Source organism: Chitinophaga filiformis (assembly GCF_900102545.1).
Taxonomy (GTDB): Bacteria; Bacteroidota; Bacteroidia; order Chitinophagales; family Chitinophagaceae; genus Chitinophaga; species Chitinophaga filiformis.
Window position 1 is genome coordinate 745,765 of record NZ_FNBN01000002.1, and the last position, 25,858, is coordinate 771,622.

Here is a 25,858-nt window from a genome sequence, read left to right on the forward strand (position 1 = left end):
TGGAATGAATCACGAATCATCAATTACGAATTACGAATGGTTAAAATATAGAAGGAGCGGAAGAAGCTTTCAAGTGAAACCTGACCTCCCGGCGCTGTAGGAGCCATTCATGATGAACAAACCATCAATCGGCTCCGTCAGGAGCCGCCGTGTTTGTAGCGCGGGGTGATAACCCCGGGAATCGGACGGGGTGATAACCCCGGGGAATCGAACGGGGTGATACCCCCGGGGAATCGGATGGGGGTGATAATCCCGGGGATTCGGATGGTGATCCCCCTAATAAAAATGCCGCGAAACATCTCCGCGGCATTTTTATCTGTTATATCAGATTATCTGTTAGATCACAAATCCATCAGGCAACACCATCCCGTTCTTGATCACCACAATACCATCCTTCACTGCATACAGCTCATGATCACCATCAGGCAACACACTTCCCCCCACATTGATCAGCACATTATTCCCAATACTACAATTCTTATCTATGATCGCATTATTGATACGGCAATTATCCCCGATTCCCATCGGCGGATGCCCCTTAGCCTGCGCCTTCTCCAGGTCTTCCAGGGTCTGATAGAAATCACTTCCCATCACATAGCTGTTAGTGATCACAGAGTTCCGGCCAATACGGGTCCTGATTCCCACCACACACCGTTCCAGGTGACTGTCGAGAATGATACTACCATCAGAGATAACAGTATTCTTCAGGGTACCGGAGATCTTCGCAGGCGGCAGCATACGTGCGCGGGAATAAATGATCTGGGACTCATCGAAGAGGTTGAACTTCGGTATCTCATCTGTCAGACCAAGATTCGCTTCCCAGAAAGAACTGATATTACCAATATCTGTCCAGTAGCCCGTATACTGATAGCTCACTACTTTCATATCAGCATTGATAGCATAAGGGATCAGTTCCTTACCGAAGTCAGTAGACGCTGCCTGACCATTCAGCAGGTCGTACAGCGTCTGGCGACTGAAGATATATATACCCATGCTCGCCAGGTAGACCCGCCCCTCGTACTGCATTTCCTCACTCACCGGAGAAGCCCAGGGAGCTAATACATCCTGTTTGGGCTTTTCTGTAAAGGAAGTGATCATACCCTGGTCATCCGTTTTCAGGATGCCAAAGTCGGAAGCGTCCTTTGCATTCACCGGGATGGTGGCAATGGAAACCTCTGCCTGACTTTCTATATGGTGCTGCAGCATTTCGCGGAAATCCATCTGGTAGAGCTGGTCGCCGGAAAGGATGAGCACATATTCAAATTCGTAGTTGTCGATATGATGGAGACATTGACGCACGGCATCAGCAGTACCCTGATACCAGGTCGGGTTGTCGGGCGTCTGTTCTGCCGCCAGGATATCTACGAACGCCTTACTGAAATGGCTGAAATGGTAAGTATTTTTGATGTGCTTATTCAGTGACGCAGAGTTGAACTGTGTCAGCACGAAAATACGGTTCATATCGGCGTTCAGGCAATTCGAAATGGGAATATCCACGAGCCGGTATTTACCCGCTACCGGTACGGCGGGTTTGGAGCGCTTGCGCGTAAGGGGATAGAGACGGGTGCCGGATCCGCCACCTAAGATAAGGGAGATAACTGCGTTAGACATATATTACGATTCTTTGTTTCAGTTTTTGGGTGCTGGTCTTTTCATTACTATTGAGCTGTATAATTGCAGATACTCTGCAGCTGCAGAATCCCAGGAGTGGTCTAACTGCATAATGGTTTTGCAGATATCGTGCAATTTTTCAGTGTCGTTGTACAACTCAACAGCACGGCCTACAGCAAGGCAGGCATCCCATGCAGCAGCATGTATAAAACGGATGCCAAATCCGTTAGGGTCACCGAAGTCTGTCACTGTATCTTTCAATCCTCCTACACTGCGAACAATGGGAACTGTGCCATAACGCAAAGCGTACATCTGGTTCAATCCGCATGGTTCCACCCGGCTTGGCATCAGCAGGAAGTCGCTGCCTGCGTAAATTCTGTGCGACAACGCTTCGTCATATCCAAACTGCACATTAAAATTGGCTTCGGTATATATTCTAGTCTGTTGCAATGACCATTCCACATGTGGATCTCCACTTCCCAACAATAGAAAATTCACTTGTTGTTTCTGCTCAAAGATGGACCTGCCAATGATATCCGGCAGCAGGTCTGCTCCTTTCTCCCCTACGAGACGGCCAATAAAGGATATCAGCGGGAGTTCAGGATTGAGTTTAAACTGTTCACATAATTGTTGCTTTATGTCGCGCTTTCCTTCAATAAATGTCTGTTGATCGTAATTGACTGGTAGCATGGGGTCTGTAGCCGGGTCCCATACTACAGTGTCTATACCGTTCAATATACCAACAGCTTTACCCCTTTCATAGTTCAGTAAATCCTCTAAACCATTGGCGCCGGTATATAATTCTTCGAGATAATTGGGTGATACTGTTGTGACCCGCCAGGCGCATTTAATGGCCGCGGCAAGTGGGTTAATAGCGCCTTCCCAGCCGAGTAATCCGGCCTTCCAGAGATCGAAGCCTGGTAACTGGTATAACCTGTCCCAGCCAAACTGTCCCTGGTATTGGGCATTATGTATCGTTAAAACAGTGGCAATATTTCTTAAACGCTCATATTTGTAAGCATGGGTCATCATGAATGGGATCAGTCCTGTGTGATGATCGTGTACATGCACTACATCCGGCTGATGCTGCCATTCATTCAGCCAGTCCAGTACAGCTACCTGGAAGGCCATAAAGCGTTCTGTATCGTTCCAATAGCCATACACTCTTTCCGTGTCCAGCAGTCCCGGGATGTCGACCATATAAAGGTCAAACCCAAGCAGGTTGGTAACCTCCCTCCATACATTGAAGTGGTACCAATTGTGTCCTAACCAGCAACCACCCTGATGTACCAGTTCGAATTCGTGTGTGTGAAAGAACCGGGTATTGTAAGCGGGCATCACCACCTTGGCTATATGCCCTGCCTGCAACTGGTACTTGGGCAAAGCCCCTACCACATCTGCCAGACCTCCTACTTTGGCTACAGGGTAACACTCCGCGCTAACGTGTAAAATCTCCATGCTAAACGATTATATCTGTTTCTTTTAAATTACCTTGTAAAAAGCATATTACAAAGGATTATCCAAACTTTATTTGAGTGCGCCCATCCTGCAATACGCTGCTGATTTAAATCCTGAAGTGCAGTGTAATTTAAACCAATCTCTTTATATAACATCAAATTTAAACAAGCGTTTTTTTAATGCGCCCGTTACAGTTAGCCTCCTGTTATTTGTCCCATTATCCCCTCATATGGGGCAGGCCAGCCCCGGAGTGCGGAATAGTCCGTATAAAAGCATAATGCATTACCTTCGGAGAAAGATTCACTTCACTATGGATTTTGGTCGTGTTGATCCGGCTCTGCTGGATGAAATAGATTTTAAACTGCCGGCTGAACCGGCCTTTAATAAAACGGTCTTAAAAGGGAAACCGCTTAAGCAACCAAAGATCTACCTGGGCTGCGCCAAATGGGGCCGTAAGGAATGGATCGGAAAGATCTATCCCAAAGGCACCAAAGAAGCCAACTTCCTGGATGAATATGTGCATCACTACAACAGCATTGAGCTGAATGCCACCCATTACAAGATCTATGGTCCTGAGGCCATAGAAAAATGGGATGTCCGCGCCCAGGGAAAGGATTTTAAATTCTGTCCCAAGGTACCACAGTCCATCAGCCACTACAGCAACCTGATAGATGCCAGCCTCCAGACCACTTCCTTCCTGGAAGGTATCCTCGCTTTTGGCGATCACCTGGGGCCCATCTTCCTGCAGGTCAGCGATAAATATTCTCCGAAAAGAAAAGATAACCTCTTCCGCTACCTGGAAAGCCTGCCCAAGGATCTCCAGTTCTTCCTGGAAGTGCGTCACCCCGACTGGTTCAGTGATGCTACCACCAGGGAGGAACTATTCAGCACCCTGCATAAACTTAATGTAGGAGCTGTGATTACAGATACTTCGGGACGGCGGGATTGTGCGCATATGTATATGCCTGTTGCCAAGGCCTTTATCCGTTTTGTGGGTAACAGCCTTCATCCTACCGATTATACCCGTGTCGACGACTGGGTGAACCGTATGCATTACTGGCTGCAACATGGCCTGAAAGAGCTGTATTTCTTCATGCACATGCACGATGAGGCTTATTCCCCGGAACTGACCGTCTACCTGGTAGACAAATTCAAAGAGGTGACCGGCATCCAGTTGCAGAAACCGATGTTTATCGCCCAGCAGAATACGCTGTTCTGATGCCGGCCCGGCATACGGTGGCAAATGGAATATGATTCCAAATATAGCAGCAGTAACTGCCCCAATTGGAACATAATTCCAATTGTAGTTGTGTCCCAACTTTCTAAATATTAATTTTACTCTCTGAAAAGGGAAGTTTAATAATATGCGAGAACAGCTTAGGGACTTGGCCCGTGATCTGACGGGTACATTATATGACGATGACACCATGCGTACCCTATACGCCACCGATGCATCAGCCTACCGTGAAATGCCATTGGCCGTGGCGATTCCGGCAAACGAACAGGATATAAAAACTTTGATCGCTTTCGCCCGCGCCAATAAAACCTCACTCATTCCCCGTACTGCCGGTACTTCCCTCGCAGGACAGGTAGTCGGAAACGGGATTATAGTAGATGTTTCAAGAACTTTCACTAAGATATTGGAAATCAACACAGAAGAACATTGGGTAAGGGTACAGCCAGGCGTCATCAGAGATGAGCTGAACATGTTCCTGAAGCCCTATGGCTTCTACTTCGGACCAGAAACCTCTACTGCCAACAGGGCGATGATCGGGGGAATGGTTGGCAATAACTCCTGTGGTTCCAACTCGGTGGTATACGGTAGTACCCGTGAACACCTGCTGGAAGTAAAGGCAATTCTCAGCGACGGGTCAGACGTGGTCTTCAATTCCATTTCGGCCGACGAGTTCCATGCCCGCTGTGAAAAGAATGACAACAGCCTGGAAACAACGGTTTACCGGCAGATCCGTACCTTATTGGGTAACCATACCAACCAGGAAGAGATCCGCAGGGAATTTCCCAAACCCAGCATTACCCGCCGCAACACGGGGTATGCCATCGACCTCCTGCTGGAAACGGCCCCCTTTACTGCCGGTAAGGAAGACTTCAACTTCTGTAAACTGATTGCAGGTTCCGAAGGTACCCTCGCTTTCCTGACAGAGATCAAACTGAACATATCACCATTGCCGCCCAAAGAAACCGGGCTGCTCTGCGTGCACTTCAATAACATCGATGAGTCCCTGCGCGCCAATATTATTGCTATGCAATATAAACCCAGCGCCAGTGAACTGATTGACCACTACATCCTGGAATGTACCAAAGACAATATTGAGCAGAGCAAGAACCGCTTCTTTGTGCAGGGCGATCCGGGCGCAATCCTCGTAGTGGAATTCTGCCGTGATACCCGCGAAGCTATTACGGAAGTTGCCAATCGTCTCATTGCCGAATTACAGGCCGCCGGACTGGGTTATCACTTCCCCCTGCTGTTTGGTGAAGACACCAAAAAGATCTGGACCCTGCGTAAAGCCGGTCTGGGACTGCTGAGTAACCTGCCGGGCGACGAGAAAGCCGTTCCCGTGATCGAGGATACCGCTATCGATATTGATGATCTTCCGGCTTATATCCGCGACTTCAACGATATCCTGAAGCAATATGGCCTCTATGCCGTTCACTATGCGCATGCCGGCAGTGGTGAGATCCACCTCCGTCCCATCATCAACCTGAAAACAGAAGAAGGAAATCTCCTGTTCAGGAAGATCGCAGAAGAAATAGCTACCCTCGTAAAGAAATATAAAGGCTCTCTCAGTGGAGAACATGGCGATGGTCGTTTGCGCGGTGAGTTCATCCGCCAGATGATCGGGGAGAAAAACTATACCCTTTTACGTGAGTTGAAATATACCTGGGACCCGGAAAATATCTTCAATCCAAATAAGATCGTTGATACGCCGAGCATGAACAGCATGCTGCGTTATGAACCCGGACAAAAGGCGCCTCAGCTGAAGACTGTGTTCCACTTCCCGGAACAAACCATTCTTCAACATGCGGAGCAGTGTAATGGTTCCGGCGATTGCCGTAAGACCGAAAAGAGTGGTGGTACCATGTGTCCCAGCTACATGGCTACACGCAATGAAAAAGATACCACCCGCGCCAGGGCGAATATCCTACGTGAGTTCCTGACACATTCCAATAAAGAGAACCGTTTCGATCATAAAGAGATCTACGAGGTACTGGACCTCTGCCTGGCTTGTAAAGGCTGTAAATCAGAATGTCCGTCTAACGTAGACATGGCCAAGCTGAAAATGGAATTCCTCCAGCATTATCACGATGCCAATGGTGTTCCGTTCAGGGCAAAACTGATCAGCAATTTCACCCGCCTGAATGGCCTGGCTACTATAGCGCCGGGTATTTATAACTGGATGGTGAATACAACGCTTACTGGCAACCTGATTAAGAAGACTTCCGGCTTTGCGCTGAAACGCTCCCTGCCGGAGCTGCAGTCCACCACCCTCAGAAGCTGGTTCAAAAAACAATGGCCACGTGAAAGGACAGCGCTATCATCCGTTAAGAAAAAGGTATACCTCTTCTGCGACGAGTTTACCAATTTCAATGATACGCATATCGGTATCAAAGCAGTGAAACTGTTGCATCGCCTAGGCTATGATGTACAGATGATCGAACATCCTGAAAGCGCCCGCGCCTGGATGTCAAAAGGCTTACTACGCAAGGCCCGCAACTTTGCAGAAGAAAACGTACGCATCTTCAGTGAGATCATTAATATGGAAGTGCCTTTACTGGGTGTGGAACCTTCTGCTATTCTCAGTTTTCGGGATGAATATCCTGACCTGGTAAGGGAAGAGCTGAGAGAAAAAGCCAAAAAACTTTCTCCGAATGTATTCCTGGTAGATGAATTCCTGAGTAAAGAAGCTGCAGCCGGCAATATTCCTGCTACACTCTTTACCAGCGAGAAAAGGCAGATCAAACTGCATGGTCACTGTCAGCAGAAAGCCTTGTCTACGCCGCTGCACAGTAAGAATATCCTGTCATTACCTGCCAACTATTCTGTGGAGATCATTCCTTCCGGCTGTTGTGGTATGGCCGGTTCTTTCGGTTATGAGAAAGAGCACTATGATCTCTCTATGCAGATCGGTGAGCTGGTATTATTCCCGGCAGTGCGTAATGCGGCTGAGGAAACAATCATTGCCGCTCCCGGCACCAGCTGCAGGCACCAGGTAAAAGATGGTACCGGCCGTAAGTCTATGCACCCGGTAGAGATCCTGTATGATGCATTAGTATAACTACAGCTTATGTACAATATAAAAGGCAGACCCATTACAGGTCTGCCTTTCCGTTTTTAAACACAAATGGCAAATTACAACCTGATCGTGGCAGGTAAATATTTTGCTATAAGATCCTCATAGTATGGCTTTAATTCGCTTATAACCGGAGGTTTTGGACTCTTTGAATAGAGATCGTACGGATTGAATTTCTTCACCCATTCAAACATTTCATAATCGTGCTCACTCATCAGATGCGCATAAGCGTCTTCACGATGCTGTGCATAGAAAGAGTGATAGCGGATCATGTATAATGCCGGTTCAGGCATATAATCCTTCACCATCTGGTAAAGATATTCGTCATGTCCCCATGACATGTCCACCTGATTCAGTCCGCAGTTGGGACTATATACACCGTATTTGGTATTATAACGTTCATCCTTTGCATCAGGATTGTCTGCAAAGAATTCAGGATATACTATTTTATCGGAGTGCTGGCAGCCTACCGGGAAGGTATCCCCCACTACAGCCCATTGTGGTTCTCCAAAAAGGCAAAGCACCTTGCCCATATCATGAATGAAGCCGGTCAGTACAAACCAGTCAGGATGACCATCGGCCCTGATCGCTTCAGCCGTTTGCAGCAGGTGTTGTAACTGGTCCAGTTCGATGTCAGGATCAGAATCGTCCACGAGGGTATTGAGGAACTCCATTGCACCCCAAACCGGCATTTCTTTTCTGCTGAAAGCCAGGAACTCTTTTTTCTTCTCCTGTACGAAATCGTAGGTCTGGTATTTATGATTCAGCCGGTAGAACTCACGCACGGTGTCTCTGCCCGGATTGTCATAATTCCTGTATTCCTCTTTGGATTTAGCTGTTTCCGGCACACCTGGCTCGGGATAGCGTAACACTACATCGTCTTCCCATTGCTCTATGCTCTGCAATGGATTTAATTGTTCACCGGAAAAGTTGTTTGAGCTCATAATTCGTGGATTGAATGTTGGAGAATAATAGCTAGTCTGCACTTCCAATTTACGGATTTCAATCGATTTCCACAAATAATATATGGGGGAAATTGGAGGGGCCTCATTCCGTTTTCCCGGGGCAGAAAACCCCAGGTGCCAATATGGACATCCCCGGTGAACGGAATGGTTTTCACCCGCGATGAAAAAAGGCGTCTGCTAATGCGGACGCCTTTTCCATAAATATGGTATTGTTAAATGACTACCAGAATACGGTATACAAAGCTGCCAGTATTCCCATAATGATCACGCTTCCTGCAATAAAGGCCGGAGAGCTCCTGAACAAAGACGTATCAATTTCTATCACACGTTTCTGCTCCTTGCTCCTGTTGTCTGCCAATGTGATGATGATCATCAGTAACACCAGCACTACAAACACTATCGTCATACGGTCAAGGAAGGGAATTTCATATATGCCGCTTTCATTAGGCACCGCCAGCCCCAGGCTATACAGGGGAGACAAGTCCGTCCATAAAGGCAGGAATTTTAGTATGGTAGACAATGGTATTGTCAGTACTGCCGCCACCAGAGCCGCTGTGGAAGTGGTTCGTTTCCAGAAGAAGCCCAGCAGGAAAATAGCCAGTACGCCCGGGGAAATGAAACCTACGTAATCCTGGATAAACTGGTAAGCCTGATCCAGCGTTGATAATGCCGGAGCTACCAGGCTGGCAATCACCATGGCCACGATCACCGTGATACGGCCTACTTTCACCAGCTGCTTCTCACTAGCCTCTTTATTGAAATAACGATGATAAATATCCAGGGAGAAAATAGTAGAGATACTGTTTGCCTTACCTGCCAGCGATGCAACGATCGCAGCTGTCAGCGCGGCAAATGCCAGTCCTTTCAAGCCTTCCGGCAGTAGGTTCATTAAGGTCGGATAGGCATGATCAGGTTTTATCACACCTGCAGCATCGCGGAGCTCTGCATTGAACACGCCCTCTTTGAACAGTACATAAGCGGTAATACCCGGCAGTACGGCGATAACAGGAATGAGCAGCTTCAGGAATGCAGCAAACAGGATACCACTCCGGGCTGTTTTGAGATCAGCGCCCAGGGCACGCTGGATGATATACTGGTTACATCCCCAGTAGTTCAGGTTATTGATCCACATACCGCCTATCAGTACAGACAGGCCCGGCAGGTCTTTATAGTAATTATGTTCTTTTGAGAAGATCATGTGGAAATGCGAATCCGCCTTTTCACGTACCAGTGATAAGCCTTTCAGGATGTTCTCTCCATACCCGAAATGAGTGGACACCATACGTAAAGCCAGGTAAGTAGTGGCCAGTCCGCCAACGATCAGCACGAACACCTGTATCACGTCCGTATAACCGATCACCTTCATGCCTCCCAGCGTCACGATCACGGCAAAAACAGACAGGCCGACAATACACCAGAGGAATGGTATACCGGAAATAGCTGTTATTGCCAGTGCGCCGAGGTAAATAATCGATGTCAGGTTCACAAATACATATACCAGCAACCAGAAAATGGCCATAATCGTACTCACTGTGGAATTATACCGCTCCAGCAGGAACTGGGGCATGGTGTAGATCTTATTCTTCAGATACACCGGTATAAAAAATACGGCCACAATAATGAGCGTAGCGGCTGCCATCCATTCATAGGTGGAGATGGCCAGTCCGAGGGCAAAACCGGAGCCCGACTGCCCGATAAAGTGTTCTGCCGAGATATTGGATGCGATCAGTGAAGCGCCTATTGCCCACCAGGTAAGAGAGCCTTCTGCCAGGAAAAAGTCTTTGGTACTGGTTGTTTTTGCCCGCTTACGCTGATAGATGTAGTAACCATACCCGGCCACAATAACGAAATAGATGAAGAATACCAGGTAGTCCCAGTACTTTAAGTGGTGTGTATCAGTCAATTGATTCATATCTGGAAGTTAAAATCCGCAGATATAGCCTGCAGACCGTGGCATTAAGTTAGATAGTATAAAAAACGGAACAAGATACTCAAATAAGCATTATTTCAAATAGTCCGCTAAAATATAATGACAGTCCGGTCCCGTAGCCGGTGGACGATTTTTATATATATTTACCCGTATGTTAGAAGTAGACAAAAAGGAAGCGCACCTTTTGCAGAAAGCTATCCGTCAATGGGAATCTGAATCGCTGATCACGCCGGAACAGGCCAGCCGGCTGAAAGAAACCTGGCGGATCAGGGCGGGCGACTGGCAGGTAGTGACGCTGTATATCTTCATCGCAGCTATCTCCTGTGCACTGATGGCCTTTGGCTCGCTGGTGCTGGATGAGAAATGGATCGAGGTGTTACGTCTGAAATTTTCCCTCACAGATGGCATTATTTCTACACTTTTTGCGGCACTTACCGTATTCCTCTGTTTTCATGGCTACCGCCGCCAGCACAGGCATCCTGAATATTCCCTGAACAGGGAGGCATTCTGGCTGCTGCCGATATTAAGTGTTGGTGTCAGCGTGGTATACCTGGGGAAGACACTGCTATATCTTAATGGTAACTACGGCGTATTCTGGCTGCTGGCTACCGCCACATATGGCATCCTGGGGATCTTATTGTCCTCCCGTTTGCTCTGGTCGGCCACGCTCCTCTGCCTGATACCGGCTTATGTAAAACTGACCTATTACATCTCCGGCGGCTCTTTTTTCCTGGGCATGAATCTCCCCTGCCGGATGATCTTACTGGCTGTTATCATGACGGGCATTCACCTGCTGATCCGTAATAATCGTTTATACAAACAGGTAGGCGATATTACCTGGGCAGGCAGTTGGTTGTTATTATTCCTGTCGGGCTGGATGATCTCTATTTTTGGTAACTCTGCCACCTGGGATGAATGGCAGCATGTAAGACAGGTGCAGTTGCTTTGGTGGGTAGCGGCATTTACTGTAATGTGTGTGCTGGCACTGATCTGGGGTATTAAAAAGCATGATGCCATGGTCAGGGATATGGCAGTCATGTTTTTGTTGCTGGACCTGTATACACGATATTTTGAATACCTCTGGGATCGTACGCACAAAGGTGTGTTCTTTACGATCCTGGCGCTGTCATTCTGGTGGTTGGGGAAACTATTGGAAAAGCGATTGAAGAGAACCAGGAATCAGGGATGAAAAACAATAGGGGCTACAAACACACAGCCCCCCGACGGAGTCTGATTACGTTATGCACCAGACTCCGTAGGGACCGTGTTTGTAGTCCCGGGTTTCAAGCTCGGGACCAATGTTACAACCGGGATTTTACCCCGATTTATTTCCCTGCAAGCACTTCCACTTCTTTCACCTGATACCTGCCGGTATCATGGAAACTCCAGTCATAGTTTGCTGTAATCCATGAGCGCAGTACAGACAGGAATCTTTCCAGTTCCTTATCCATTTCGGAGCCAAAGGAGGGCAGCAATTTCTCCAGGGCGGTAAAGAGTTTTACCTCTTCGTTGTGCATGCGCAGGGTTTCATTAACGGCATCCTGTAAGGAAATGTTACGTTCATGTTCCAGCACTAATACGAGATTGTGAACATCTCCCTGCCGGGCTTCTTTGGCACAGGAGAAGATGTCGTTGGCCCAGCATACAATGTTGTTACAGGCCAGTACGAGACGTTGCACGATAAAATGTTGCAGGATGTGAGCGGGCAGATAAACTCTTTCGATGATCTCTATGGCTTCCACATCGGCGAACAATGCTCCGGTATAAGGGCGCATGGTAACATATTCCGCAACGGTAGGCGTAACACCAGCTGCTCTGTTGCCTGCTTCCCAGTGGCAGGAAGTAAAGTATTCCTCCATACTGCGGATAAATCTTGCCTGCCATGCGGTGTCTCCAATGGCCTGCATACGATCCCAGATGTCGGTAAAACTTCTGCCTAAAATAGAATCAATAGGTGTATTATGTTTCAGAATGTCCATGAAGCCGTCTGTGACCTGTTCCAGGGATAGTGCTTTTTTGCCCAGTTGTGCTTCGTCGCATTGGTCGTCCAGCATGAACAACCAGGTATTGAAGTTGGCAATGATGCACAGTTCGTGAAAGTCGGCATTTGGAAAGGCGCGGGCGGCCAGCCATGCGAATCTTGATCTGTCGAACCGGGCTAAGGCTTCGGGGGTTGTAATAAATCCGAAGGACTGTACCCATTGGCGGTTCTGTTCGTGGGCTGCTGTTACAAATTGGTTAATAGAAGAGGGAAACGGATAGGCTATCCGTGGCAAGGTGATCGTTGGCATAGTAAAAAATGGTTAAGAGGTGAGTGGGTCCATCAGACCCTTAATTGGTCTATAACTCGTGGGAAAGCCAGCCTGAACCAGCTGGTGAACTGCTCCGGTACCTCTGCCAACAACCGGAATATTTCGTTTACGGGTAAATAATGATATGCATGCACTTCCCGGGGATCGGGGTGGATAGCACCATTGTAAGTGCCTGTCCATACATGGTCGTATTCATGTTCAATCAGACCATTGTCAAATTCTGTGCGGTAAGTAAATTGGAATAGTTCGCGTAAGGGACAGTCAAATCCCATTTCTTCTGAAAGACGGCGGTGAGCCGCCGCTTCCACTCTTTCACCCGGCAAGGGGTGACTACAGCAGGCATTCGTCCATAAGCCGCCGGAATGATACTTATCAAGTGCACGCTGTTGTAACAGCATGTCACCCTGATCATTCAAAATAAACACGGAAAAAGCCCTGTGTAACAATCCTTTCTCGTGCGCCTCCATTTTCTCCATCAATCCCGTTTCCTGATCCAGTTCATTCACCAATATAACCTGTGCTTTCATACAATGACAAATATATGGTTCATAATCTATGTAAACGAATTCCGGCTGGCATAAGTACACTTATAGCAGCAACATACCGTTGCCCGGCGGGGAGTGGATGCTCATCATAACAGGTGTCTTTTAAGGTGACGCTTAAATTTTGGTTGCTGGATTTTCAATAGGGATATTGCTGACGGCAGCGGTGGGTTAAAACTTACAACTTCAAATTACGCATTTATTTGTTCATTTTATCTTTTGCGTTTGTTCATTTTATCTCTGGCTGCGGCCCTTTTGCATAGCTCCTTTTCAAGTTTCATTATATTTGCATCTATGGCAGAAGATCTGAGTATAATAAAAGGAGACAAAACAGCTGAATACAAGTCTATTATTCCGCAAATACATGCATTGATAGACGGCGAACCTGACCTGGTGGCCAACCTGGCCAACACTGTTGCCGCATTGAAAGAGCAATTCGGCTGGTTCTGGGTAGGATTCTATCTCGTAAAAAGCGATGAACTGGTATTAGGCCCCTTCCAGGGTCCCATAGCCTGTACACGTATTAAAAAGGGACGCGGTGTATGTGGCACCAGCTGGGCCGAAGCCAAAACGCTTGTTGTACCCGATGTGGAAGCTTTCCCAGGTCACATTGCCTGCAGCAGCCTCTCAAAATCTGAGATCGTGGTTCCCATCATCCGCAATGGCCAGGTTATTGGCGTATTGGATGTGGACAGTGAACTGCCGGATCATTTTGATGAAACTGACAGGATCTTCCTGGAAGAGATAGTCGCATCCCTCAACTTTGAAGTGTAACTTCACAGACCAGACCCACTTTTTATGTTCTTTTTCCGTAAAAAAAACGATAGCAGTAATACGCAGATCCCTTTCCTGGCAGGGATAGAAACTGATCTGCACTCACACCTGGTACCGGGTGTGGACGATGGCGTGCAGGATGTGGAAACAGCTGTCCAGTTCATTGATACATTGCATGAACTGGGTATTAAAAAGGTCATCACTACCCCGCATATCATCATTGACCGCTATCCTAACTCGGCAGAAACCCTCAGTGCCCCTTTCCACGAAGTGAAGGAAGCATTGAAAGCCAAAGGCAGCCCTGTCAGCTATGACCACGCGGCCGAATATTACATGGATGAATATTTCGAGGAATTGATGAAGTCATCCCGCCTGCTTACCCTCAACGGCGAGCTGGTACTGGTAGAGATCTCTTTCATGAGTGCGCCGCCGCAATTGCACCAATGGCTGTTTGAACTGGCAGCCCAGGGCTACCGTCCTGTACTGGCCCATCCGGAACGATATAACTATTACCACCAGCAAACGGATGAGTATATGACCTTTAAACAAAGAGGTTGCTACCTGCAGGTAAATCTTTTATCGCTGGCAGGCTACTATGGTAAACATATCCAGAAGGCTGCCGAGTGGATGATTGAAAATCAGATGGTGGACTTTATCGGAACGGACCTGCACCACGAAAAGCACCTGCAGGCGATCAAAGCCATCGCAAAAGATAAAAAGCTGGTGAAACTGCTGGAAACCTATCCGTTTAAAAATAATACACTCACGACTACGGCTCAGGCTATAAAATAATTTACTCTACATGATAGCAGTTATTGGTCTTGGCTACGTTGGCCTGCCGCTGGCCATTGAGTTTGCCAAACAATATGACGTGCTGGGATTTGATATTAATGCAACCCGTGTACAGGAACTCAGTAATGGCCAGGACAAGACCCGTGAAGCCAACATAGAAGACCTGAAAGCCGTCATCCTGCATGGGAAAGATGCGCATACCACTACCGGGCTGCGCTTCTCTTCCGACAAAAATGATCTGAAGGCCTATAGTGTCTTTATCGTTACTGTTCCTACGCCTATTGACGAATTTAAGTCGCCCGACCTGACCTTCCTCCTGGCCGCCTCCGCTATGCTGGGCAGCATCCTTAAACCCGGTGATATCGTTATCTATGAATCCACCGTGTACCCGGGTTGCACAGAGGAAGATTGTGTACCAGTGCTGGAGAAGTCGTCCGGACTCCGCTATAACAAGGATTTCTTCGTAGGCTATTCCCCCGAGCGTATTAACCCGGGCGATAAGGTCAATACCCTGACGAAGATCAAAAAGGTAACCAGCGGTTCCACACCGGAGATTGCTACCCGTATTGATGAGTTATATGCCACCATTATTACAGCAGGTACTCATAAGGCGCCCAGTATTAAGGTAGCAGAAGCCTCCAAAGCGATTGAGAACGCGCAGCGTGATATCAATATCTCTTTTGTGAATGAACTGGCCCTGATCTTTGACCGAATCGGTATTGACACCAATGATGTGATAGAGGCCGCCGCCACAAAATGGAATTTCCTGCGATATAAGCCAGGTCTGGTAGGCGGACATTGCATAGGTGTGGATCCTTATTACCTGGCGCATAAGGCAGAGTCGCTGGGATACCATCCGCAGGTAATCCTCTCCGGCAGAAGGGTCAATGACCAGATGGGCTATTTCGTAGCCAGTAAGATCGTCAAACTGATGATTGAAAAAGACCACAAGATCAAAGGTGCGAAAGCATTGATCATGGGCATTACCTTCAAGGAAAATTGTCCGGATGTGCGTAATACCCGTGTGGTAGACATCTATCATGAACTGAAACAATACGGGCTGGACATTACTGTATACGATCCCTGGGCTGATCCGGAAGAAGTAAAACGGGAATACGGCGTGCAGATTATCACACGGCTGAATGGACACGAAGTGTACGATGGTATAGTCATAGCCGTGGCACACCGTGAATTCCTGGAATTTGACTTTAGAAAACATACCCGTAACAATGCGGTCATTTTCGATACCAAAGCCTGTATTGATCGCGATCTCGTAGATGCACGACTGTGATACCTCAGCGGTAACCATAAAATAAAAAAGGGCAATATCTGGGTGGTAATGCCCTTTTTTACCTACTAAATCAATTAGTTGTAAAAATATTTATTAACTTTACTTACAACGCTGCTTTTATCAAAAGGCTAAAAAATCCCATATCTTTTTTCCAAAGCCTCAAACAGATTGTTATTATTACTATTCGACCTTATCATGCGAGGCTTAAAGAGCTAGCCAATTCAATTTTTTAAAACCATTAGAAGACGAGTCATTAACCTAATAAAGCATTCCCGCAGAATGGCTTTTACAGCTGTTTAACGGGGATAAACCATGTACCATGAATACACCTTACCCAGCAGCCTCACATGAGGCTCCCCCATCGAAAATCCTGTTGGTAACAGGAGATGCATCTGTTTTGCGTAAATTCCGTCAGCAGTTAATGCCAATTTATGAGGTGATAACGGCCAACACCGTTGCAGAAGGCGTCCTACTGACCAACAAACAGCTTCCAGATCTAATCCTGTGTGATGTATTGGTAACCGATACCTCCGGCTATCAGTTTTTGATTACCCTCAGAGATGATCCCAGTCTGAAACATCTGCCTTTTATTCTTTTCAACCGGCTCAATGTAAACCCTAATGTCCGGAAGGGCATGAACCTTGGTGCGGATGATTACCTGGTGTATCCGTTCAGCGGCGAAGAATTACTGAAAAGTATCCAATCCCGCCTGAGCAGATACCATCATATCAGGGAAACCCTCGGTCCTGTTAAAGAGGCGATGATACCTCCTGTTCATGCCGATGGCAGGGGAACCGTGGTTAACGAGCGACTGAGCAAGACAGAAGCCAAGATCCTGGATATGATAGCCCGTGGTATGAGCAGCAGGGACATTGCGTCCTTTAAGTGCATCAGTGTCCGAACAGTGGATAATCACAGGCATAATATCACCAAGAAATTACAGCTCTCAGGTCCCAACGCGCTTGTCAAATTTGCGATCGGTTACGGGGGAATTGCCCGGTAGTTTCAGCGACAAGTAAGATATAAACGTGATTTCCCGGTTATGAAACCGGAGGTTATAAGCATGGGTACAAATATGGGAGCCCAAGGTATAACCCCAGGGACAAAACGATATTATTTGCGGCGATTAGCCGCACTGACCGGGCTTTGTGTAGCCTGGGTGATACCCTGGGACTAAACTGTATTATTCGCTACGATTAGCTCCGTAGGAGCGATATTGTTTGTAGCGCGGGGTGATAACCCCGGGGACGAAATGAATCCCCAGAGGGCCGGAAACCGCGTATCGAAATGAATCCCCCAAACCGGTAATTCATGAAAAAACAAAAGAGCGTCCAATCGAACGCTCTTTTTTATGCAGAGGAAAATTATGTCAAAAAAAAACGGCCAACCATGAATGGAAAGCCGGTCTTTCATCCATTGTTTGTTAACCCCAGTTATCGAATCCTATTTGGTATCTGGTAACTGGGGCTACCCTCACAAGGATTGTTAATGCAATATTAAGACTTTGTTAATTAGAAAGTTGTTAATCCTTGGTTAACGAAAATTTATTCTTGCATCATCTTCGTAATACGAGGTGACACGTTTGTTGGATAGCGGAAATCCCTGTCAAATGACTGCGTAAACATGCATGATGCTTTTTTGCCAGATTCACAGCATATTTTCACATCCGCCCTTTTCGGGGACTAACGGTTCCCGCTATCGTCAATACATTCTTAGTTTGATTTTTGAACATCGTGGAATCATCGTTTTTCCGTAAATAATATCCGGAAAAACGTAAAAACTGACAATACACTGACAGAACAAAGGGCATATCCGGGCTTATGAATTATTACAAATCCGCGAAACTGCGACCATATTGCCTTTTGGGGCCTATCTGCCCGAGGATGGGTAATTATCACCAAACATCCTTCAGGGCTTCTCAGCAGCCCAGAAAATGGCATTGCGGAACAAAGTAAGGTATGCCTTGTTTTCAAACAGGTCAGGGGAATGGCCCATGAAAATATAGACGTTGCGGGCCCTATACGCGGTATTGGTCCATATTACAGGATGGTCCCCCATTTTCTTTCCGGAGGCAGGTTTATAGGAGTTTTCGTCCACACTGGCCAGTACGTGCACATCAGGACGCGGACTCCTATCATAGGTATACCACTCTTCTGTCTTTACATTAAACACTGCAGGTACGCCATTCAGTACGGGATGTGTGGCGTCTTCCACATGTACATCGCCTGCTGCAAAATCGGCGATATAATCTTTGAAGCGGATCTTGCCCATGAATTGATAAAACCAGGACCATAAGCCATATCCGTCAAACTCTCCCAGCAAGGTAGCGTGATGAAAGCCTATCCATCCACCTTTCCCTTCAGATATATACTGTTCAAATGCCTTCACTGCTGCCGGCTTCCAGGCATAGGGAGGATAATCCAGCTGGATGAACAACTGATATTGCGCCAGGAAAACACTGTCTACCTTATCTGTGTTATGAATGTAGTCAATGGCAAAACCGCTGTCGGTCGCCAGCTTGTCCAGCCACACCTTTGCGGTCTTTGAATAGGCAATATGATGCCCGCCGTTTTCTGCCAGTGCCAGTACACGGAAACGGGGTTTAACAGGTTGCAGGGCCATTAAGGAACACAGGCCGGCCATAAGGGGAATGAAGAGGATGATCTTTCTGAAAATACGTTGAAGCATGGTGATTGAGATGAATGTGATGTTTACAAAATAGCACATCCGGCTCAATAATACCAGACCTCCGTACCAGGATCAGACTGGGTGCTTTCTGCCATTATCTTTCAGCCTTATCAATTGGGGCATAGTATTTGGGGTTGCCATATTTATTACAATCATAAAAAAGGTTTACAAATGCCTACTTCAAAACAAACAACAGCAAAACCAGCAGCGAAGAACACAACAAAAGCAGCACCGGCTAAGGAATCTGCGGCTAAGAAACCAGCCAAGGAAACCGGCGGTAAAGGTCTTAAAGCGCCTTTGACGCCCAGCCCTGAATTAGCAGCTGTTATTGGAAATGATCCGCTGCCCAGAACTGAAATGACTAAAAAGATCTGGGATTATATCAAGGAACACAATCTGCAGGATGCGCAGAATAAACGTCTGATCAATGCTGACGATAAACTGAAGAAGGTTTTCAACGGCAAAAGCCAGATCTCCATGTTTGAACTGGCGAAAGAAATGAATCAGCACGTGAAATAATCGTCAACCCCTTATCTTATTAATTTATTAATACGAGGGTTCCTTGTTGTTTTAATGGGTTGTTACCTGCACACTGTTGTGTGGGCAACAACCCATTGTCGGGCACATCGCTTATCACCACTGTTCCCGCTTCCCATCACAGACCATCTGCCGATTTTCACGCCCTGTTTTACAGATGAGCCTATACCAATATGCGCCCCACTCCTACAGTCACATGCCCAGTGCACTTTTCTATTTACTCATTAACATGGCATTAACTTATTTCTAAGAAAAAAAAATTTCCTTTGCAGGCATCAACTTTATTGCGTTTATCAAACCTTATTTGTAACACCAAAAACCTAAAAAAACAAGAGCGATCAGTACCATCATACACCGTATCCTGAATCAGCACGTAATATTTATCATTCCACACAACCTCAAAATATTATGAAGAACAGCTGTATCCCCACGTTTACACTCTCCATCGACTGGGAGGACTTTGGACAGTTATTGTGCAGAGATCATTGCTCACTGGTCACACGACCGCTTAAAACGATTGACAGACAAACGAACATTATTCTTGACATTTTATCCCAGACAAACCAGAAAGCTACTTTCTTTATCCTTGGTATGCTGGCGCAATACCGGCCCGACCTGGTTATGAAGATCGCCAGCCAGGGACATGAAATTGCCATGCATGGTCAGCATCATATGAACATGCGTAGCCTTAGCAAAGCCGAGGCGTACAAAGACCTGTCAGATTCCTACAAACTGATAACCGATATTATTGGAGCGCCCGTATATGGTTACAGGGCGCCATACTTTTCCATTGATGAAAGTAATCTGTATGTACTGGAAATACTGTCTGAACTAGGCCTCATCTATGACAGCAGTATCTTCCCCATCAAACTAAAACGGTATGGCATAGCCAATTTCAATACGAATGATATGCTTTATCACCTGCCGAATGGAAAATCGCTCGTTGAATTACCCCTGACGGTGATAGACTGGAACAGTAAGAAAATACCGGTAGCCGGTGGTGGTTATATGAGGCTTTTCCCTAAATTTTATTTAGACCGCGTTTTCAGAGAACTGAACAACAGGCAGCAGCATGTAATGTTATATCTGCACCCCTACGAATTTGACACGCGGCATATAAATTGCAGGGAAAATTATCCCCCAGGTACCAGTTACTCCAAAGCCAAAACATTTCTTACCAATATGCGCTGGAACCTGTTCAGGAGTTCCATTCGGCCGAAAATAAGTTCTTTACTTCAAAGTTATAATTTCATTACCTGTTTAAAAAAAGCTGAGCATGTCAAAACACGTACACACAGCCCAACAGTACTGGGATGTCCGCAGTGATCTATTTGCCAATTATTACAAAAAACCATCCCTTTTCGACAAGATGTTCAGGCAGGCAGTTTACACCCGTACGGCTGTTGCGCTGAAAACAATACAGGAATACAATCAACCCACTGTATTAGATATTGGTTCCGGCCCGGGAGTAAACAGTGTGACCTGGTTGAAAAACTCAGATGCTTCCTTCCTGCTGGGAATTGATTTTGCAGAATCGATGAATGAATATGCAAGAAAACATGCTGCCGCAGAGGGTGTTTCCAATCGTTGCAAATTTATCGAAGGCGATTTCATGAAGCATGATCTGGACAACCAGACCTTTGATGTGTCAGTAGCAGCAGGCGTATTAGATTATATTGAAGATGCCCGTTCATTTATAAAGAGAATGGATGCCGTTACCAATAAGGCATTTGTAGTGTCCTGGCCAAAGAACGGTCTCAGAATGGCGCTCCGCCGGTATCGTTATACCTGTTCTGTTTACCATTACAGTGAAAAAAGTATACGGGATCTGCACGCCAGCTGTAACATTAAAAACATTGAGATGGTTACCACCAATGCCGGCTGGGTAACCATTGCCAGGAAAAAATAAGATCCGATATTCCATATAAAGGCCCGCCAGGTATAAGCTGGCGGGCTTTAATGCTATCTGCCAGTATCATCAGATGGCCTGATTCCTGAGATATACCTTATCAGCAGTTTTTAATCTGTCTTTTACAAAATCTACATCCCTGATGTAGATGGTATTTAAATCGCCAAAGGTGTCGCATTTGCTAAGTACTTTCTTAAACGGATCATACGTATAAGGAAGGAATCCATATCCCAGCAGCGCCTCATGATTCTTCCTGTTCTCCACTCCATAGCGCTCACTCAAACCGTTTAACTCAATAATGATACCTTTCAGGCTTTCATTCTGCAATGTTTCTTTTGCGCCTTTCAGCACCTCCGTTTCAAATCCTTCCACATCAATTTTTAGCAGGATAGGAGATTGATGTTCCAGCACATTATCGAGCGTGTCTATACTGATCTCGACGGTGTCTGCGGCCTCATTTCCAACCACCACGTGATTGGTAGTATCCAGTGAAGTCGTGAAATTCACTACGCCCGCTGTTGATCCCAATGCGATGTTAAGTGCATGGACCCTGTCGCACATATCATTGATGCGGATATTCGCCTGCAACTTTGCATAAGTGGAAGGAGCCGGCTCAATGGCGATCGTCTCTGCTTCTACATGAGCGGAAGCCAATACGGTATATCCTCCTACATTGGCGCCTACATCTACAAAGAGATCTCCCGCCCTTAATAAATGCAGTAAAAAGCTCATGTCCTGGAATTCATGCAAACCACAGTATAAATTGCCTGTGGCCCCGCACATTCCTTTCTGTATAATCAATTTCGATTTTACAGTGAAGGGGTAAATGACAGGATACGGCGTCAGCCTTGAAGATATCTGCCAGCCAATAAAACGGCATATCGTCTGGAGCTTACGATCTGTATTCAAGGGGTGATTAGCCAGAAATTTCAACGTGTTAAGAAGACTCATGGGATTGGTTCTGTTATGGAGTTTATACGGGGTAAAGACAAAATATAACAATCCTCTCTTGTGTGGTTCACTTGCAGGAGGCATTCATTACTCTCTTAGAAAAATTGCATTCCGTCTTCAAACTACGATAAATTTCCGAGCCGGAAAATTTTTTCCGGCTCAACAGTCTGCCTTACAATTGTTTATCTGACCAATACCAGGCTGCCCTGTTGTTTCATTGGCTGCCCCTTGCTATCAATATATGTCAATGCCCATACATAACTGCCTGCCGGTAAATAACTGCCTTTCTGTGCCCCATCCCAGCCCATCTCGGGGTTATTCGATTCAAATATGAGATTTCCCCAGCGTCCGTATACAGCCAGTCTGAATCCTGTAACTGCGTCGTGTACTTTTACTTTGAATACATCATTGATGCCGTCTCTGTTCGGACTGAAAGCCGTGGGAATATATACCGCACAATCCCTCAATTCCATTTCAATACCTGTCTGCCCTTCTACCGTGCAACCATGACTGTCAGACACTGTATAGCGGTACCAGCCCGCCTCCAGCTGTTGTAGTATGCTGTCTGACTGCGTAACATTATTCGCAGGGATACTATACGTATAAGGCGGTGTTCCACCCGCAGGCGTAAGTATGATCCTGCCATCATGCACACTGCTGCAGCTGGTATTCTTTATCGAAACATCCTGCAGGAAAAATGGAGGCGGATCAGTAATGCGGATATCTTCCAGCCTGTTGTAACAACCATTTTCATCTTCCACTTTCACATAATAATTGCCTGCCGGCAAATGATCAAAGTCTGCAGTGCTGACGCTATGCACCGTGTTATTTAAATAGTAACGGTATGGCGGCTGTCCGCCTGTAGTATTGATCTTTAAACTATGCTGATCATCTCCATTACACAGCGCGTCTGTCACCGTAAAGGAACTTGCCAGGTCAGATTCAGCAATAGTCACTTTACCTGAGATTTTCATCCCGCTTTTTGCTGTTACTGTCACCTGGTAATCGCCCGCAGCCAGATGTGATAAAGAGCTCGTTGTTTCCCCTCCCGGCAACCATTCATAGGTAAAAGGCCCTGTTCCGGTAATCACCTTCACTGATATATTTCCGGTATTTCCACCCTTGCAGGTATTTGTTGCAGCAATACTGATCTGTGGTGCAGTGCTTAGCTGTGGAGATAAATTATCTATCAGCGCCACCACACCATATTTGCTGTCGCATGCGGCGGATGATACTGTGGCATAAACAGACAGGTATTTATATTCAGCCGAAGGGTTCAGATTCGCGGAATAACGCTTCCAGCTGGTATGATAGAATTCCCTGGAGTTCCACAACAGCTCTGCCGTATCTCCCGGCGTATTTCCTCCGTATATTGATACATTCCCATAACATCCTTTGTAAACATAAGCAGCGTAATAGGCAAGATCTAAGGACATATTATAAGATCTTCCTGCCAGCATGGGAGCCGTCAGTTTCTGCGCAATACCTTCCAGGTATCCGGGTCCGCTGTGTAACCCTACATAGGACTTCCCGTCAGTAGGCGGCACATTTACCTTGTACATGCCTGGTTGCACATCTGGCGTTTGTGCGGCGATTACCCAGCCTGCAGGCGCTTTATTATCCTTGGGCTTATCTTCCAGTGATGGATTGACAAGTGGTATATCCTGTGCTGTTACAGGGCGGGTTGAGATACCGGCAGTAACTAAACAAAAGAGCAATTTCAGACCGGTACAGGTTAATCGGTTTCCTCCAACAAAGAATGAGTGGCATGCGCGCACGATATTCCATTGCCGGGATGGACGGACAATGATTTTCATAGGTTCATAGGATAGGCTCTTACTGCTTAAACGCAGTAAAATGATAAATTAGTCTGGAATAATAGTCTGAATCAAATATACAAAAGTTACTATATAATACTCCTGCTGAGCTAATAAATATTTTTAAAATTTACAATACATGAACAATGGAATCTCAACTTCTTTGAGAGATATTACCAGTCGTTACCCGCTACTGTGGCTCTTGAAAGAATAGAATTAGCCGGCAGCGAATAGAGGAGGTCGCTTTTTAAAGATTGCAGTAATTGTAGTCTTTGTTGTCCCTCGGGAGAGTTCTTCCCGCCTTGTTTATATTTCTTATACGCCACTACGGAGGCTCTGTAAATAGTCCACATCTGCGTCAGTCTTGATACCAGCTGTCTCTGCTGATCTGTTTCCGCCAGCTTTGCAGCATCTGCCAGCAGTTTATCGGATTGGGTCAGATAATCATCCGGTACCTGCAGTAAATAAGACGGATCAAAAAATACGATTTTGGCGTGAATACCTGCATTACCACCGTTGGCGAATATATCCTGCGACCAGAACTTCTCCCATATCGCATAATAAGCCTTCAGTTTAGGCCCTCCCTGTTTGCCGGCAGCATTCCTGTACCAGTCATCCAGCAGTTTGTCCACGTCCTGGTTCGGGTTCCATAACAATTTAGCCATGACCCAGGCTTTAGGCCCTTCACCCCAGTTAGGGTATAGTTCACCGTAATAATACTTTACCTTATGAGCACTACCCCATGCGAGGTATTCCTGCATCGTATGAAACCAGACCCTCGGCAACAGATAGGTAAAGCCATACACATAGTCATACCAGCCCAATGACTGTGCTGCCTGTGCCCAACGTTCCGTGAGGTCCTGATCTGTCTTTTTCACCGGACTGGCGCCCCAACGCAGTCTTTCCATCGCAATGAAAGGAATGATGTCCTTATCCACTTTTCTATCTGAAGGAGGTTCTGCCACGGAAGTATAGGCAAGCACGGGGTATTTCTTACCGGGATACACCTTCCTGACCTTATTCACCACATCATTGGCCCAGGCATAATACTGATCAGAAAAATTGGAAAATCCCAGTACATTTTTAAATCCCAGGCTCCGGAGATTGTTACTGCCCGATTCACTAAAGTTCTGGGAGTCGTTAATACCGAGAGAGTAATTCGTTGCGTCCTTATGCTGATCAAACCAGCTGACAATCTGTTTCGACGCGGCATCCGCAATACCGTTAGCAGTAAAATCAGGCTGCCAGCCCTGATCATTATTGCTCTGCGGCAGCATTCTCTTTCCCTTTACCTGCGGATAAAATTCAGGATTGGACCTGGCGAACTTCTCCGGCGGGAAAAGGTTCCGCAGATTATGAGAAGCGTCCACCCTGCTTCTCAGCCTGTTAAACCGACCCCATTGATTCATGGGAATGGTATTTTTATCTATCCAGATGGGAGATATTGCGCGTGATAAATAAACGGGATTTTCGACAATCTTAACAGTGGGCACCTGCAGGGTACTCAGTTTCGGGATCACAATGCCCACATCCGTTGGTATCAGCCATCTTACACCGACGAATCTTTCCAGGAAATCATATACGCCGAATTCTGTTCCCCAGTCGCTGCCACCGAGAATAACAAAATTATTCCCATCCGACTGCAGGAGGAATCCATCTTCATCCAGATCTACATTGCCAATACGGGTATAAGCGCCTTTGCCAACATACAGGTTAGACGTTCCCTGCGCGGAGTTCCTGATAGGCAGGGTAGCGCCGGTGCTCTTTTGCAGGTATTGCTGTAACATCTTTGCCGCAAACTGTACCTGGTCGCTGGCGTCTTTTGCGATAACGATTCCTGATACAGCTGCATTGTTTTTCACAAGAACAATCCCCTGTGCGCAGCTGGCAATAGCATTCGATAATACTGCCAGTAATAAAAATGCCTTTTTCATGTTCACGTTTTTTATAACGCAACCACATCTTTATCCG

20 protein-coding genes are annotated in these 25,858 nt (G+C 46.5%); 10 read left to right on the top strand and 10 right to left on the bottom strand.

Going from position 1 to position 25,858, the window contains the following annotated elements:
- Positions 1-336 precede the first annotated feature (336 nt).
- Together BLR32_RS09495 and BLR32_RS09500 are read right to left on the bottom strand one after the other, a co-directional pair.
- The gene (locus BLR32_RS09495; protein WP_089830988.1) at positions 337-1,611 is read right to left on the bottom strand and encodes a glucose-1-phosphate adenylyltransferase; all 1,275 of its coding nucleotides are present in this window, start codon (positions 1,609-1,611) and stop codon (positions 337-339) included.
- Between the two features lie 18 nt (positions 1,612-1,629).
- Entirely contained in the window at positions 1,630-3,069 is a 1,440-nt protein-coding gene (locus BLR32_RS09500; protein ID WP_089830990.1) for a glycogen synthase, read from the bottom strand.
- 310 nt (positions 3,070-3,379) lie between these two features.
- Here BLR32_RS09500 and BLR32_RS09505 point away from each other — a divergent pair, with 310 nt between their 5' ends.
- Together BLR32_RS09505 and BLR32_RS09510 are read left to right on the top strand one after the other, a co-directional pair.
- On the top strand, positions 3,380-4,288 hold the full coding sequence (locus BLR32_RS09505) for a DUF72 domain-containing protein (protein WP_089830992.1): 909 nt from the start codon (positions 3,380-3,382) through the stop codon (positions 4,286-4,288).
- Between the two features lie 145 nt (positions 4,289-4,433).
- The gene (locus BLR32_RS09510; protein ID WP_089830993.1) at positions 4,434-7,364 is read left to right on the top strand and encodes an FAD-binding and (Fe-S)-binding domain-containing protein; all 2,931 of its coding nucleotides are present in this window, start codon (positions 4,434-4,436) and stop codon (positions 7,362-7,364) included.
- Positions 7,365-7,438: 74 nt separating this feature from the next.
- Here the strand turns inward: BLR32_RS09510 and BLR32_RS09515 are convergent, their stop codons facing one another.
- Together BLR32_RS09515 and BLR32_RS09520 are read right to left on the bottom strand one after the other, a co-directional pair.
- Positions 7,439-8,323 (bottom strand): inositol oxygenase family protein, encoded by an 885-nt coding sequence (locus BLR32_RS09515; RefSeq protein ID WP_089830995.1) that lies wholly within the window; start codon positions 8,321-8,323, stop codon positions 7,439-7,441.
- A 241-nt stretch (positions 8,324-8,564) separates the two neighbouring features.
- Positions 8,565-10,256, bottom strand: coding sequence for a sodium/sugar symporter (locus BLR32_RS09520; protein WP_089830997.1), 1,692 nt, complete (start codon positions 10,254-10,256; stop codon positions 8,565-8,567).
- A 169-nt stretch (positions 10,257-10,425) separates the two neighbouring features.
- Between BLR32_RS09520 and BLR32_RS09525 the strand changes: the two genes are divergently transcribed.
- Positions 10,426-11,463 carry a hypothetical protein gene (locus BLR32_RS09525; RefSeq protein WP_089830999.1) on the top strand — a complete coding sequence of 346 codons (1,038 nt, stop codon included), beginning with the start codon at positions 10,426-10,428 and terminating at the stop codon, positions 11,461-11,463.
- Positions 11,464-11,599: 136 nt separating this feature from the next.
- On the opposite strand, the gene BLR32_RS09530 is transcribed toward BLR32_RS09525, so the two are convergent.
- Both BLR32_RS09530 and idi read right to left on the bottom strand, forming a co-directional pair.
- Entirely contained in the window at positions 11,600-12,565 is a 966-nt protein-coding gene (locus BLR32_RS09530; protein WP_089831001.1) for a (-)-gamma-cadinene synthase, read from the bottom strand.
- Between the two features lie 32 nt (positions 12,566-12,597).
- The gene (gene idi, locus BLR32_RS09535; RefSeq protein WP_089831003.1) at positions 12,598-13,113 is read right to left on the bottom strand and encodes an isopentenyl-diphosphate Delta-isomerase; all 516 of its coding nucleotides are present in this window, start codon (positions 13,111-13,113) and stop codon (positions 12,598-12,600) included.
- Positions 13,114-13,422: 309 nt separating this feature from the next.
- Between idi and BLR32_RS09540 the strand changes: the two genes are divergently transcribed.
- The 4 genes from BLR32_RS09540 to BLR32_RS09555 all read left to right on the top strand — a co-directional run bounded on the left by BLR32_RS09540 (position 13,423) and on the right by BLR32_RS09555 (position 16,988).
- On the top strand, positions 13,423-13,902 hold the full coding sequence (locus BLR32_RS09540) for a GAF domain-containing protein (RefSeq protein ID WP_089831005.1): 480 nt from the start codon (positions 13,423-13,425) through the stop codon (positions 13,900-13,902).
- Positions 13,903-13,926: 24 nt separating this feature from the next.
- Complete coding sequence (locus BLR32_RS09545) at positions 13,927-14,694, top strand: tyrosine-protein phosphatase (RefSeq protein WP_089831007.1); 768 nt, start codon at positions 13,927-13,929, stop codon at positions 14,692-14,694.
- Positions 14,695-14,704: 10 nt separating this feature from the next.
- Positions 14,705-15,985 (top strand): nucleotide sugar dehydrogenase, encoded by a 1,281-nt coding sequence (locus tag BLR32_RS09550; RefSeq protein ID WP_089831009.1) that lies wholly within the window; start codon positions 14,705-14,707, stop codon positions 15,983-15,985.
- Positions 15,986-16,304: 319 nt separating this feature from the next.
- A complete protein-coding gene (locus tag BLR32_RS09555; protein WP_089831011.1) occupies positions 16,305-16,988 on the top strand; it encodes a response regulator transcription factor in 684 nt (227 codons plus the stop codon).
- Positions 16,989-17,893: 905 nt separating this feature from the next.
- On the opposite strand, the gene BLR32_RS09560 is transcribed toward BLR32_RS09555, so the two are convergent.
- Positions 17,894-18,673: a ThuA domain-containing protein gene (locus BLR32_RS09560; protein ID WP_089832110.1), complete on the bottom strand. Its 780-nt coding sequence runs from the start codon at positions 18,671-18,673 to the stop codon at positions 17,894-17,896.
- Positions 18,674-18,844: 171 nt separating this feature from the next.
- On the opposite strand from BLR32_RS09560, the gene BLR32_RS09565 reads away from it, so the two are divergent.
- From BLR32_RS09565 to BLR32_RS09575, 3 genes are all read left to right on the top strand, one after another.
- Positions 18,845-19,192 (top strand): SWIB/MDM2 domain-containing protein, encoded by a 348-nt coding sequence (locus BLR32_RS09565; RefSeq protein WP_089831013.1) that lies wholly within the window; start codon positions 18,845-18,847, stop codon positions 19,190-19,192.
- A 426-nt stretch (positions 19,193-19,618) separates the two neighbouring features.
- A complete protein-coding gene (locus BLR32_RS09570; protein ID WP_089831015.1) occupies positions 19,619-20,536 on the top strand; it encodes a polysaccharide deacetylase family protein in 918 nt (305 codons plus the stop codon).
- Positions 20,487-21,119: a class I SAM-dependent methyltransferase gene (locus BLR32_RS09575; protein ID WP_089831017.1), complete on the top strand. Its 633-nt coding sequence runs from the start codon at positions 20,487-20,489 to the stop codon at positions 21,117-21,119. Before BLR32_RS09570 ends, BLR32_RS09575 begins: the two co-directional genes overlap by 50 nt.
- A 69-nt stretch (positions 21,120-21,188) precedes the next feature.
- Here the strand turns inward: BLR32_RS09575 and BLR32_RS09580 are convergent, their stop codons facing one another.
- The 3 genes from BLR32_RS09580 to BLR32_RS09590 form a co-directional block, all read right to left on the bottom strand.
- Entirely contained in the window at positions 21,189-22,070 is an 882-nt protein-coding gene (locus BLR32_RS09580) for an FkbM family methyltransferase (RefSeq protein WP_218124167.1), read from the bottom strand.
- Between the two features lie 182 nt (positions 22,071-22,252).
- Positions 22,253-23,887, bottom strand: coding sequence for a T9SS type B sorting domain-containing protein (locus tag BLR32_RS09585; RefSeq protein ID WP_089831020.1), 1,635 nt, complete (start codon positions 23,885-23,887; stop codon positions 22,253-22,255).
- A gap of 173 nt (positions 23,888-24,060) precedes the next feature.
- The gene (locus tag BLR32_RS09590) at positions 24,061-25,821 is read right to left on the bottom strand and encodes a DUF4838 domain-containing protein (protein WP_089831023.1); all 1,761 of its coding nucleotides are present in this window, start codon (positions 25,819-25,821) and stop codon (positions 24,061-24,063) included.
- Between the last annotated feature and the right edge of the window lie 37 nt (positions 25,822-25,858).